General features: G+C 31.6%; 11 protein-coding genes. 2 read left to right on the top strand and 9 right to left on the bottom strand.

Annotated elements, in window-relative coordinates; translation table 11 throughout:
• Window positions 1–8: 8 nt before the first annotated feature.
• From KQI85_RS09755 to KQI85_RS09725, 7 genes are all read right to left on the bottom strand, one after another.
• Window positions 9–749 carry a TrmH family RNA methyltransferase gene (locus KQI85_RS09755; RefSeq protein ID WP_216575903.1) on the bottom strand — a complete coding sequence of 247 codons (741 nt, stop codon included), beginning with the start codon at window positions 747–749 and terminating at the stop codon, window positions 9–11.
• 174 nt (window positions 750–923) lie between these two features.
• Window positions 924–3536, bottom strand: coding sequence for a transglutaminase-like domain-containing protein (locus KQI85_RS09750; RefSeq protein WP_216575902.1), 2613 nt, complete (start codon window positions 3534–3536; stop codon window positions 924–926).
• A gap of 13 nt (window positions 3537–3549) precedes the next feature.
• Window positions 3550–4674 carry a DUF58 domain-containing protein gene (locus KQI85_RS09745; RefSeq protein WP_216575901.1) on the bottom strand — a complete coding sequence of 375 codons (1125 nt, stop codon included), beginning with the start codon at window positions 4672–4674 and terminating at the stop codon, window positions 3550–3552.
• Window positions 4675–4685: 11 nt separating this feature from the next.
• On the bottom strand, window positions 4686–5627 hold the full coding sequence (locus KQI85_RS09740; protein WP_216575900.1) for a MoxR family ATPase: 942 nt from the start codon (window positions 5625–5627) through the stop codon (window positions 4686–4688).
• Window positions 5628–5852: 225 nt separating this feature from the next.
• Window positions 5853–6467, bottom strand: coding sequence for a hypothetical protein (locus KQI85_RS09735; RefSeq protein ID WP_216575899.1), 615 nt, complete (start codon window positions 6465–6467; stop codon window positions 5853–5855).
• A gap of 84 nt (window positions 6468–6551) precedes the next feature.
• The gene (locus KQI85_RS16965; protein WP_216575898.1) at window positions 6552–7379 is read right to left on the bottom strand and encodes an HAD family hydrolase; all 828 of its coding nucleotides are present in this window, start codon (window positions 7377–7379) and stop codon (window positions 6552–6554) included.
• A gap of 168 nt (window positions 7380–7547) precedes the next feature.
• Complete coding sequence (locus KQI85_RS09725; RefSeq protein WP_216575897.1) at window positions 7548–8795, bottom strand: hypothetical protein; 1248 nt, start codon at window positions 8793–8795, stop codon at window positions 7548–7550.
• A gap of 436 nt (window positions 8796–9231) precedes the next feature.
• On the opposite strand from KQI85_RS09725, the gene KQI85_RS09720 reads away from it, so the two are divergent.
• Both KQI85_RS09720 and KQI85_RS09715 read left to right on the top strand, forming a co-directional pair.
• Complete coding sequence (locus KQI85_RS09720; protein WP_216575896.1) at window positions 9232–9804, top strand: manganese efflux pump; 573 nt, start codon at window positions 9232–9234, stop codon at window positions 9802–9804.
• 80 nt (window positions 9805–9884) lie between these two features.
• Window positions 9885–10451 (top strand): TetR/AcrR family transcriptional regulator C-terminal domain-containing protein, encoded by a 567-nt coding sequence (locus tag KQI85_RS09715; protein WP_216575895.1) that lies wholly within the window; start codon window positions 9885–9887, stop codon window positions 10449–10451.
• A gap of 113 nt (window positions 10452–10564) precedes the next feature.
• Here the strand turns inward: KQI85_RS09715 and KQI85_RS09710 are convergent, their stop codons facing one another.
• Entirely contained in the window at window positions 10565–11659 is a 1095-nt protein-coding gene (locus KQI85_RS09710) for an FAD:protein FMN transferase (protein ID WP_216575894.1), read from the bottom strand.
• A 251-nt stretch (window positions 11660–11910) separates the two neighbouring features.
• Entirely contained in the window at window positions 11911–12996 is a 1086-nt protein-coding gene (tnpB, locus tag KQI85_RS09705; RefSeq protein ID WP_216575983.1) for an IS200/IS605 family element RNA-guided endonuclease TnpB, read from the bottom strand.
• Between the last annotated feature and the right edge of the window lie 3 nt (window positions 12997–12999).

Raw genomic sequence — 12999 nt, 5'->3', positions numbered from 1 at the left:
TGTATAAGTTACTTCATACATCTTGTAAATGTATATATTCCTATACCTGCTGCTATTGTAAGGTTAAGCGAATCAACATCAGGTGACTGCGGGATAAATATACTTTGACCAACATTTTTGAATGAATCCGGAAGTCCTGATGCTTCATTGCCAAATATAAGCGAGAACAGTTCTGAATGAGGACAACTCTCTATTGTAAGTGATCTGTCTGCATCTAACATAAATGGAAAATAATCATGGTTACCATATTCTTTATCATATTCTTCAAATGAATTAAACACTCTGAATCTTATCCTGAATGCTGCTCCCATTGAAGCTCTTAGTGTCTTTGGGTTAAATATATCTGCACATGGAGCAATGATAGCAAGATCATATATTCCAAATCCTACCATAGTTCTTATTATTGTTCCCATATTACCCATATCACTCGGATTGACTAATACTACATGATTCTTATCTCCCATAAGCTCACAACTATACTTTTTAACTACACCGGCTACAAAGCAGTTTTCTTTTTGGCTGATTCTGTTAAATACTTTATCATCATGTACAACCGGTATATGTCTCTCGTTGCAGAGTTTTTCGATGTCGCAATCGCCTTTATAATGTGAGTGAAGATATATATTACGAATCTTCTCAGGCTTATTTTTTATGAGTTCAACAGTTGGAAATGCTCCAAGTGTATATGAATATTCAAACTCTTTTTTATATGATTTTATTGCTTCAAAACTAATATTTTTCTCTGACATATTGTACTTACTGCTGCTTATCGCAGTACTCCTTTCTCTTTTCCACATCATATATGTAATTATAGTGCTTATATCTACATGAATCTACAAGCTATTCTCTTTTTAACAATTACCTGTTCAGATCATATTTTATAAGCACATAATGCATTATGTCAAGAATCTACATGTATCATTTTATATTCCAAGACGGTTTATAAAATATCTGTATATAATTCTTCTCATTATTCCCATATAAGATGTAACTCTCTTTTGTGCTGTCTTTAAGGCATTTTCAAAATATATACATTCACTTTCTGTCACTTTATGATTGCCATATTCTATGCTCTCAATTATCTGAACACATTTTATAAATACACCTTGATCAAATACCTTGACTGACTCTTCTGTCCTTTTAGCAAAGTCCGGATATGATTCCGATTTTTCTTTTTTAATATCCACTAACTCAAGCAGTTTCTCCATACGTCTATAGATTATCTTAATTTTTCTATCTCTGTCTGCTCTATTAAGCCTTAGCTTTATCACAGATATTACTATAGCATGATATATCCATACAACAGCCATTACTGCTATAATATACAATATTATGATTCCAAGTTTCCTAATTGCAGCTACTATAAAATACTCTTTTTTATCACTACCAACAGCCACGTTCTGTGTATCTGCTTTTGTCTCTTCCTCAGTGATAGCTTCATGCGTATTATCTTGCTCTGTCTCATTTTGTTGCTTTGTCTGTTCTTCTAATGTCTCTGTTTCTTCTTCTGTTGTCATATTCTCGGTCTCTTCTTCTGTATGAACTACACCTGATGCCCTGAATTCTTCCTGATATCCTGGTGTAAAATCAACCGGCAGCCAGCCATAACCATTAATATATACTTCTGTCCACGCATGTGCTGCGGAATCTTTTATATTAACTTTTCCTATCTGGATATTCCCATCTTCTATCTTAGTCTTGTCAGTATAATCCTTCCGCTTAACTACATATCCTTCTACATATCTTGCCGGAATTCCTGCTGCTCTTAATAATATAACAGAAGATGCTGCAAAATATGTGCAGTATCCTTTTTTAGTCTTGTATAAAAAATATTCTACTACATCTTCATCTTTAGGAACTACTCCAGGTGATAGCGTATATGTGAAATTTTTGTTATAATAATCTTGCAGGTTACCAATTAATGATAATATATCGTCATTAGTTAATATATCATACTGTCCCATATTGTCTACAATATCACTGCTTATATTATCAGGAAGCCTTGTATATACATCATTAACAATATCTCGATATATCTTTTCATCATCAAAATATCTCTCAAGTCCCTCACTTGTTACACTTCTCATGCTTTCATCGCCAAAGAATTCATAATCATCTGTATATCTCTTATATGAACCATATTCTGATATCACATCATACTTTGCATCATTCTCAATCCAATATATAGGAATTGTATATTTAGATGATATCTTCTTCATAAAACCATCTTCAACATTCACATTATCATCAGATATAACATTCGTATAATAAGGAATGTAACTATGTCTTTTAGATGCATTTTTAATCTTTATATCACCGACATATGAGTGTATGGCATCACCATTGTCAGTATAAAATACATTCTGACCTTCTAGCTTTTTTAGTATGTCACAAGTCATTGTTAACGAATTGAATTTATCATTTTTTAAATGCTCAAATTCATCTGCATATTCCATATATACTTCATCCGATAATGGTTCGAAAGATCTTCCTGTATATTCACTTCCGATATATGTTCTAAGATATATATTTTGTCCTGTATATGGCAGCTCACATTCAAGTTCTGTATTCTCACTAAATATTATATTTGAGACATCTCCAAGCTTTCCTCCACTAATGCCACCTGTTGCATTACGACTTCCCCACATATTATTCTGTATAAATACTATTCCTTTTTCAAATGACTGTCTGACATCTTCAAGTATTCCCGGACGTTCATAACTGTCTAATGGTATAAATATCATTGTTGTAAAACTTATAATTGCAACTGATATTCCTATACATACTGTTGCAATAAATACATCTTTACCATAACCTATATCATCCTTAAGTACATATTCTTTACCTCGTTTTTGAAAATTACCATTTATATTTCCGGAAAAGTCTGTACTCATATTATTCTTTAAGAATAGTCCTATAAGGAAACCTATATATGCAATAAACCATACAACATTAGGCATAAGTGTAAATGTAAAGCCAAAAAATGCCGGCACAAATGTTATTATGAGACACATAATTATATTATATTTTATACTCACAAATATATTGAGCAGAAATGTAAGTAATGATGCTATATACATAACTGCTATCGTATAATCTGTATTCTGTATTACGCTCTTACTTATGTCAAACTCAAAAAAAGATGTAAAATATACTTTATTAATTGTCCCCATCACATCATTGTTAAGTACCATAAACTGCTCTTTTTCGGTTACAACAAGGAATACGAATAACATAATGTAACACATAAACAGTATTGTAGTTACTATATTACCTATCTTCTTTAGTGAAGCACATATCCACGATACCAATGCAGTCACAATAATTGTAATACCTATCTTATATGGTTCTGTTTCAAGTTCGAATGATGTCACAAAACACATAACAGATGAGAGCATCCCCCATATTACAGTCAATATAAGTAAAAACATTCCACTTTTTGCACTATCCTGATGCATTATTGTAAAATTACTTTTCACATTTTGGTCTGCTATATTTCTTTTGTCATTTTTTATTATCTTTCCTGCTAATCTCATCCTGTCTATCCCCTTATATATACATCTCTTCCGGCAATATTTTTCCTGATTCTGTATATTCAAATATTTTCATAGTATTTGCTATTCCATATATTTTTGCAATTTTTGTAACATTCTCATTATTTTTATTTGTAAAATAATAGATTTTTTCAGAAACTACATTTTTTGTATTGTCACAATATGTATGCAGAAGTTCTTTATTATCATTTATCTTTGCAAATGAGAATAGTGTCTTTACTGTATTGTAAAGTTCTTCTTCACTATCAATTCGTATAACATTAAGAATATCTGTATATTTGTCAATATATGCAATTTTATATGATATCTGTTCTGTACAATTTAACATACCAAGACACAATGAGATAAATGCAGTTATCATCACATCTAAATGTTCTTCATTATCTTTATATTCTCTATCTACTTCAAAGAGTATTGTATTATTATCAGCTATTGGAAGAGAATATTCTTTTACTAACATCTTCTCATATTTCATGCTCAGTTTCCAATGAATTCTCTGTATCTTATCTCCGGGTTTTAATTCTCTTATATCAAATATCTCTGATGCATCATCGCCCGGTCTTACTTTTGAGAATATCTCACTTTCATATATTTCTTCATTAGTATCTGTTACACTTACTTCTGTCTGTAAAGTTTCCGGAAATACACTAAGAATAATCTTCGAATCAATTTTTATTTTTGATGTAAAAATATTAATATAATCATATAATTTTACCCATTCTAATTCAACAGCCATATTACCACAATGTTTTCCTGTAATATCAAAATATATTACTTCACTTTTTCTTGCTCCTATTGGTATTCTCACATATTTGACTTCTGTCATACCGGTAAGTTCATTGGTTATTATTAATCTATACTTTGAATTAAGTACCGGAAATATAGATGAATTATGCACTCTTATTCCAAATACTGCTTTTTCTCCGACAACAATACTCTCTGTATTGCTCTTAAATTCTATATCACAATTCTCTCTTGCAACAAACATTATAAAAAATGATATTACAGGAACGCCAAGCATAATTGGTATTAATAATATAGGTATATAATCTGTATATACAATATTAATCCATATAATCTCTATACAACACAATATATATATAAGTCTTGCGATAATCATCCTGTCACCACCTATGCTATTTTTGGCACAGCAACAGACTGTAATATATATGCAATCACAGTTTCCATTGTCGCATCATTAAGTTTTGCTTTTGAATTAAGTATCATTCTATGTCCTGACACATCAGCGAATACTCTTTGAACATCTTTTGGAATAACATAGTTTCTTCCATTCATAAATGCACTAGCTTTAGCCATCTTCGCTACCATAAGACTTCCTCTTGGACTTATACCAAGTTCTACAAATGGATGTTTCCTTGTTCTGTCTGCGATTGTTGCTATATATGTGAGTACTGCATCGTCTATATATATCTGCTCTGTTATATTCTGAAGTGTTCTAAGATCTTCACTTCTTATAATAGCTTTTACACTGTTTAATGGTGCTTTATTCTGCCTGTTTTTCATAAGAAGTACTTCATTCTTAATGTCAGGATATCCCATGCTTATACATATTGCAAATCTGTCAAGCTGTGATTCTGGAAGCATCTGTGTTCCTATTGAGCCTACAGGATTCTGTGTTGCCATTACTATAAAAGGATTCGGAACACTATATGCCTGTCCATCAACTGATACATGTCTTTCTTCCATTACTTCAAGAAGTGCTGATTGTGTCTTTGAAGATGTTCTATTTATCTCATCTGCGAGAAAAAGATTACACATTACAGCCCCCGGTTTGTATTCAAATTCGCCAGTCTTACTATTATACATTGAGAATCCTGTAATATCAGCCGGCATAACATCTGGTGTAAACTGAATTCTATTCTGTTTAAGACTCATTGCCTTAGAGAATGCGATTGCAAGTGTAGTCTTACCTACTCCCGGTATATCATCAATAAGTATATGCCCTCCTGCTAATATTGCCATCATTACTTTATCTACTATATCATCTTTACCTACTACTACTTTTTTTACCTCATCTGTAATACTATTAATTATACTCAGATATCTTTCCATCTCATATCCCCCATCATTTTAATTATCCATTTGTATTCATACAATATTTACATAATCATATTCATATATATTCTTTATCTCCTAATTGTAAATACCAGATTACTATTAATTCTATATTACCATACAAAAGATTGTTTGTGTAGTTTTGCCTAAAAATTCGTAAAAAAATACCGATTCTTCTTCATCATTTTTATCTGATATCTTTAGAATCGGTATTTTATCTTATCATGCTTTTACATTTTTGAATAACCACTGTTTATCTAATGAACATCTTATACATGTCTCTTCGGTTGCTTCATTAGGCTGTCCACATGAACACATCCAAAAATTATGTTCTGCAACCGGTATATACATCACTCTCTCTGGTATATACATTATATGTTCTACTTTAAAAGATCTTTTTATCATATTTTTTTGTATCTCTGACAGCGATTCTATCTCCGTTTGTTTTGGAAGAATCTCTCTCCTTACACTCTTATAATTACTCCATACTCTTCCATTTTCATATCTGACTTCATTTATCGAAAGTTTTATCTTCTCAGGAATTCTTTCTCCAACATTAATATAATATTCTTCGCCAAAATCCCTTCTCTTTACCATCTTTATCTTCTTGTATTCAAATGGAACTAACTTGAACTTTTCACCATTTTCATCACACAATGCTATTGCGAGCTTTATATTAGTTATATCATCATTACCTGTATTCCTAAGTATAAACTGGATATAATAATCTGCAGAAGTTGTTCCTGCCATAAGTCTCCATTCTGTTATCTGGATTGGTGAATTAGCCAACCAATTGTTCCATTGTTTTTTTCTTACTTCTATGTATTCAGTTTCCATCTCTCGTATCTCCATTCCCGTTTATATATTTTCGCCTCTATAAAAAGTATCCCCATATTTTTATTATATCAATTTCTCGTATTCTTATTCAAGTACTTTTTCAAATATATCAATAAGGTTGTTTTCATATTCTCCTTTATATTCACCTTCAAGGAATTTTGTTGATGCCTCATATATATATTGTGCCCAGCTTTCAGCCTCCTGACCTACAACAATAGGGAAGAAACTTATTCCATTTGCTTTTGCTGCTTCAAGATCATTTGGCGAATCACCTATCATTATTACTTTATCTTTGTCATATCCTTTTGCGATAAGTTTCTCTATTGTATTATCAGGTATTCCTGCCTCCTGACCATATATTGCTTTTACATACTTTCGTATATCATTATCTCCCCATTCTTTCTCTAATGTATCCATATTTGCTTCTGATACACATACAACATCTGCTATTTTATCTGCAAAACGTAATGCTTTTTTCACATTGTCAAATATCTTAACTTCATCTACAAGCATATTGAAACTTCTATTTGCTCTAAGACTCCATATAAGTGCTTTTTCAAGACACTCATTTTCTACTTTTCGTATCTGTTCCATAAGTGCTTTATCTGATAACTCATTAGATAAAAGTATCCAATTCTCATAGCCCATAAGTCCTTTTACTTCCACACCTATCTCTTCAATCTGTTTAAGGCATTTTTCAAGTGCTATGAATCTGTTAATTCCTCTTGCTTTTGAATATAGATTAGTCTTTAACCATATCATCATTGCTTCCTGATAATGCTCATTAAGATCAAAAACTTCTATCCATCTTGGTGCAAAGCAATTCCTATGTTTCTCTTCTTGTGTATCAAATACACTTCCATCACTATCAACACATATCAGGTAATCTTTACTTTTTTCAAAATCAATCACACTAATACCTCCATTCAAGTTTTGTTCATATAATGGCGTACTGTCACTCTTAATATCTATTCGGCATATTCTTTACTCTTACTTAGATAAAGCATTAATAAAACAAAAAAACTGTATCACTTTTTGTTTGTGATACAGTTTTGTCATATATTAATATTTATGTTTTGTTTATTTAACTTTTTTTCTGAAAGCGATAATAAATGCTGCACCTGATATTACTAATGCTGCTACTGCCTGATTAATAGGCTTATCATCACTTGTTTTTACTACATTAGTTGTATTAGCTGAAAGAACTCCTGTATTCTTAGTATTCTTTGTATATCTGCTTACATGATCTTTTATCTCTATTGTTGATAAAACACCTTTTTTCTTAGCTGGCTTCTTTACAACTGTTTCTCCTGGTTTTTTATTATTAACTTCTTCTGTACCAAGTACTTCTGATTTTTTTGTCTCAGTCTCTGTTGTTACTTCTTCTGTTTCTGTCTCAACTTCTGTTGTTACTTCTTTTGTTTCTGTCTCAGCCTCTGTTGTTACTTCTTCTGTTTCTGTCTCAACTTCTGTTGTTACTTCTTCTGTTTCTGTCTCAACTTCTGTTGTTACTTCTTCTGTTTCTGTCTCAGTTTCTGTTGTTACTTCTTCTGTTTCTGTCTCAGTTTCTGTTGTTACTTCTTCTGTTTCTGTTTCTGTTTCAGTTTCTGTTGTTGGTTCTTCTGTTTCTGTCTCAGTCTCTGTTGTTGGTTCTTCTATTTCCGGATCTTTTTCTGTAATAATTCCATCTATATGCCAATGATCTGCTTCATCTTTTAGAACATACCATTTTACATATTCATTATCTGCAAGAATTACTCCAACTTCTTCTAACTGTTCTCTTGTTGGTTTTATAATAATATTATCATTTACAGCTTCCTCATCGCCAAGTTCTGTAAAATGTCTTATCGCATCATTAATCTCAATTCCCTGTGAATAGTTAGGCTTTGGATATGAACTTATCTCATCAGGCTGTGTAAGTCCTCTGTTAAGAACATAATAACATAATTTTAAATCACTTCTTGAATAAATCTCAGCAGTTAAAACCATCCCGTTCATATCTTCTGTTACTGTTATATCGTCTGATACAAATTCATTATCTTTGTTCAGCCATCTCTTTCCCAGTCTGTATCTTCTAAGATTAACCCCTTCGTCTTCACTGTTATATTTGTACTCATAATCATATCTGGTAGGAAAAACCAGTTTCTCACCCGGTTCATATGACTGCACAAATGAAACTATTCCATACTTAGTATCTTTTATGTTATAAACTATTGTTACAACATCGCTGTCTGCAGCACTTACAATAATTGTCTTTCCAAACCCTCCCATGGAAATAATTAGCACCAGGCTCAGTAAAGCACACATCAGTTGTTTGATTTTCCTCATACTCTCGCTCTCCTTATCTTTAAGTTACTTAAACAAACTTGTTTACTTCATTTACTATGATATAATATAAAAAGTTGTTTGTAAATATTTTTTTTAGTAAATTTTCATATTTTTTTCGCCAATTTTCCCTTATTTACACTTATTTTTCACAACTAGTTTCCGATATATGTATGTAAACGGTTTTTACCTTTTATTTATTAACTAATTGTTACAATTTCATTTCTTAAAGATTAATTTTTTAAGTTTTGCCTACATTTGGAAAACTTTTTTCAAATTTAAGTTTTCTATTTTTTATACATTAGTTATAATATGTAGTAACCTTAACTACACTTATTTTTTACTGGCACTTTCCAAATCTTATAATTTGCGATATAGTGTTTACTGAGATTTTTGTAATATTAACCAACTAATAAAATATAATGAAAGGATTGATCTTATGAGTTTAATCGAGATTATCTGGATCTCTATAGGGCTTTCACTAGATATATTTGCTGTTATGGTATGTAAAGGTGCTGTTTTATCAAAGATTCCTACAAAACAGGTCTTTAAATCCTGTGCTATCTTTGCTATATGGCAAGTAATAGCTCTTATTCTTGGTGATCTTATTGCCATACTTCCTGACTTTGCAGATAAATCGCAAAAACTTGCACATACACTAGAGATGTTATCTGGTGTAATATTTGCCGGACTTGGAGGAATTATGATATATAAAGGTTTTAGCAAAAAACCTTTTCTTGAAAAACGTGAAGATAATTTTTTTGTTAAAATATTATGCCTATGGGCTTTACTAACAAGTGTTGATGCTTTCTTTGCCGGTATCGGTTTTGGTTTTTTAAAGACTAAACTCTTATTAGAAGGAATATCCGTTATGATAACTACTATAATTGTAGTTATACTTGGACTGTATACCGGATATCGTTTCGGTTTTGAACACAAGAATAAAGCTTATATTCTTGGTGGTATTTTACTACTTGCTGCTTCTATAAATGTCTTTATAAAATATTTTTAGTAAACTGTTATTGTAAATATGTTATTATATATGCTATTATTTAACAAGGCAAAATATAAAATATTCTTAGGAGATGTGTTATGGAACTAAAGAAAGAAATTACCAAGGAACTCCTTGCTGAGAGTTTCTATGAATTAATGCTTACTCATGATTTTGAGAAAATAACCATAAAGATGATAACAGACTCTTCTAATGTAATCAGACCGACTTTTTATTACTACTTTCAGGACAAATATGATCTGCTTGAATGGATTATGGTTAAAAAGATTTTTGAAAATACAGATAAACTTATTGATATGGGAATGGAAATTGAAGCTTTAAAATGTATCTTTGTCTCTATTGATAAAGATAGGAAGTTCTTCACTAATGCTTTTAAAATAACAGGACAAAATAGTTTTGAAGAAATGCTTGGTGAACATGTCTTTCTATCTTTTATGAAATATATAAACAAACATCCTGTTGCTGATAACCAGAAGCTCAAACTGTTTAGACCTGAGACTATCGCAAGATACTATACTATTGGTATTGTTAATGTTATCAAAAGCTGGCTTTTTGAGATTCATGGCAACAAAATCTCTGCGGATGATATTTTTGAAGGTTATAAATTTATGATATCTCATACTTTTTTTGATTTATTTAAGAAATAAAAACAATACAAGCCTTCGCTACTACGAAGGCGATTTGTATTGTTTTTATTTTTGTGACTACGTTATACAATGCAAGCTCACGTGGGTTTAGACCTTTTGACCCTGACATCATTCTATCTTACAATCTGAATATTATCTATATAACACTTAATATTATCTTCAAGCCCACTACTCACAATCACTTTATTATCAATAGTATATAGTATAATATCAAATTCTTCTCTATGCTGCTGCCAATAAGCAATCGCATCTTCGCTTCCCATTACAAAACATGCTGTCGATAGTCCATCGGCAAGTGTTGCATCTTCGGATACTATCGTTGCTGACAAGATATCACTCTCGCTTGGTCTTCCAGTCTTTGGATCTATTATATGAATATATCTTTTACCTGTCTTGTCATCTGTTAAATATCTCTCATATCCACCAGATGTTATTACTGCTTTATCTGCTACACTAATACTTGCATAACAATCTCCATCCGAATCAGACTCATCAGCTGCTTTTGGGTTTCGTATTCCTATATTCCAAAGTGTTCCATCAACTTTTTTATTATAACAATATATATTACCTCCAAGTGACATATATGCACTTGTAATCTCATAACTATCTAATATCTCTTTAAGCCTGTCTGTCGCATATCCCTTTGCTATTCCGCCAAGATCTATCATCTGTTCATCGCCTATTGTTATATCTCCATCTACATCTGTAACTATTCTATCACTGCCACAGCCCATAAGTTCGTTATCTATCTCTGATTGTGTTGGTATGTTAAGAGTTCCTATACTAAATCCCCACAGATCTATAAGTGGTTTTAATGTTATATCGAATGCACCATCTGTACTTATATATATATCTATACTGCTTCTAACAACTTCTAACATATCGTTACTTGCATTAATCTTCTTAGATTTATTAAGTTCTGTAACTTCACTATCTTCTCTATTTGTATCAAATATTAATTCTAACCTCTTAATCTCCTCTTCTGCTTTGTCTACTGCTTCTTCACATTCTTTACCATAACATACAATCTGCATATATGTATCCATTGCAAAAAAATCTCTTTTTGCACTTTTATCGTTAAGATTAGAACAACCTGCTAAGTTTGTCATTACACTTATTCCTATAATTACTGTTAATATTATTGTAAAAATAAGTTGTATGTGTTTTTTTATCTTTCTGATTCTTTTTTGTTGTATTATTCTAACCATTCTATCTCATACCTTCCCATTAGCATTGATGCTTATACTATGTCATGTCCTTCATTAGTATCAACATATACTTTCTATATTCTACTTTAAAAGCCCATCTAAGTGCAATGCATATATTATAGTCTATATGCTATATACTCGTGAACTACCACTAAGCTAAAGCTTAGTGGCTTCTTGCTTCAACGTCCTCGTAACCTACTAACTCCACAAGCGTAACTTCGGGCTTGAACCATCCCTAGTTGTATTTTGTGTTATGCAGAGAGTAGTCTAAGTCCCTCTGCTAATATATTCTGACTTGCATTGAGGTCTCTATCATGTTTTGTCCCACATACAGGACACGACCATATTCTTATTGCTAGATTTTTTACATCTGGATTCTTATATCCACAGTACCCACACAACTGACTGCTCGCATAGAATGTATCGACCTTTATATACTGACGATTGTTCCATTCAGCCTTGTATTCTAATTGGCGTGTTAGTTCATACCATGAACAGTCTGCTATTGATTTTGCTAGGTTGTGATTTTTTATCATATTGGATATTGCTAGATTTTCACTTACTATCACTTGGTTATCGTTGATTAGTTTATGTGAAATTCTATGCAGATTATCTTTTCTGATATTTGTAATTCTTTCATGGCATCTTGCTATCTTTCGTTTCATTTTATAGAAATTGGCACTGCCTTTTTCCTTATGTGCAAGCTGACGTTGTAATTTTACCAACTGTTTTTCGTATTTCTTTAATGTCTTAGGGTTTTCAAACTTATCTCCATTTGATGCGATACATAAATCTTTAATTCCTAAATCCAGTCCAACCTTATTATCAGTATGTGGAAACTCGATATGCTCTGTTTCTGCAAGTATTGACACATAATACTTTCCACTGGGTACTTGAGAAATCGTAACACTCTTTATTCTACCAATAAATCCACGATGCTGTTTTATCCTTACATATCCAATCTTAGGTAACTTTATGTATTTCCCAACAATCGCAACTGAACCTTTCTGATTGTTTGTTGTATAGGCTTTGTGGTTGTTCTTTTTGCTCTTGTATTTAGGAAAACCCACTGATTTATCACGAAAAAAATTGCGATATGCACTCTGTAAATTCATCTGTGAATTTGCAAGTGCAAGGGAATCCACTTCTTTCAGCCATGGAAATTCAGTTTTATACTTTGCAGGAGTAACAGACAAAGATTTACCTGTTTCCTCGTAATAGGCTATCTTTTCAGCAAGCATACGATTATATACAAAACGCACACAACCGAAAGTCTTGGCAAAATATTCTCTTTGTTCTTTGTTTGGATATAATCGAAATTTATATGCTTTCTGAATCAT

The organism is Falcatimonas sp. MSJ-15 (assembly GCF_018918265.1).
Taxonomy (GTDB): domain Bacteria; phylum Bacillota; class Clostridia; order Lachnospirales; family Lachnospiraceae; genus Falcatimonas.
The sequence above is the reverse complement of the archived record's forward strand: the minus strand, read 5'-3'. Positions and strand labels throughout refer to the sequence as shown.

What these genes read in the sequence shown, in the direction of transcription:
- KQI85_RS09745 (WP_216575901.1), bottom strand. Translation starts at nt 4,674, where the DNA reads ATGATTATCGCAAGACTTATATATATATTGTGTTGTATAGAGATTATA.
- KQI85_RS09755 (WP_216575903.1), bottom strand. Translation starts at nt 749, where the DNA reads ATGTCAGAGAAAAATATTAGTTTTGAAGCAATAAAATCATATAAAAAA.
- KQI85_RS09720 (WP_216575896.1), top strand. Translation starts at nt 9,232, where the DNA reads ATGAGTTTAATCGAGATTATCTGGATCTCTATAGGGCTTTCACTAGAT.
- KQI85_RS09735 (WP_216575899.1), bottom strand. Translation starts at nt 6,467, where the DNA reads ATGGAAACTGAATACATAGAAGTAAGAAAAAAACAATGGAACAATTGG.
- KQI85_RS09750 (WP_216575902.1), bottom strand. Translation starts at nt 3,536, where the DNA reads ATGAGATTAGCAGGAAAGATAATAAAAAATGACAAAAGAAATATAGCA.
- KQI85_RS09710 (WP_216575894.1), bottom strand. Translation starts at nt 11,659, where the DNA reads ATGGTTAGAATAATACAACAAAAAAGAATCAGAAAGATAAAAAAACAC.
- KQI85_RS09715 (WP_216575895.1), top strand. Translation starts at nt 9,885, where the DNA reads ATGGAACTAAAGAAAGAAATTACCAAGGAACTCCTTGCTGAGAGTTTC.
- KQI85_RS09725 (WP_216575897.1), bottom strand. Translation starts at nt 8,795, where the DNA reads ATGAGGAAAATCAAACAACTGATGTGTGCTTTACTGAGCCTGGTGCTA.
- KQI85_RS09740 (WP_216575900.1), bottom strand. Translation starts at nt 5,627, where the DNA reads ATGGAAAGATATCTGAGTATAATTAATAGTATTACAGATGAGGTAAAA.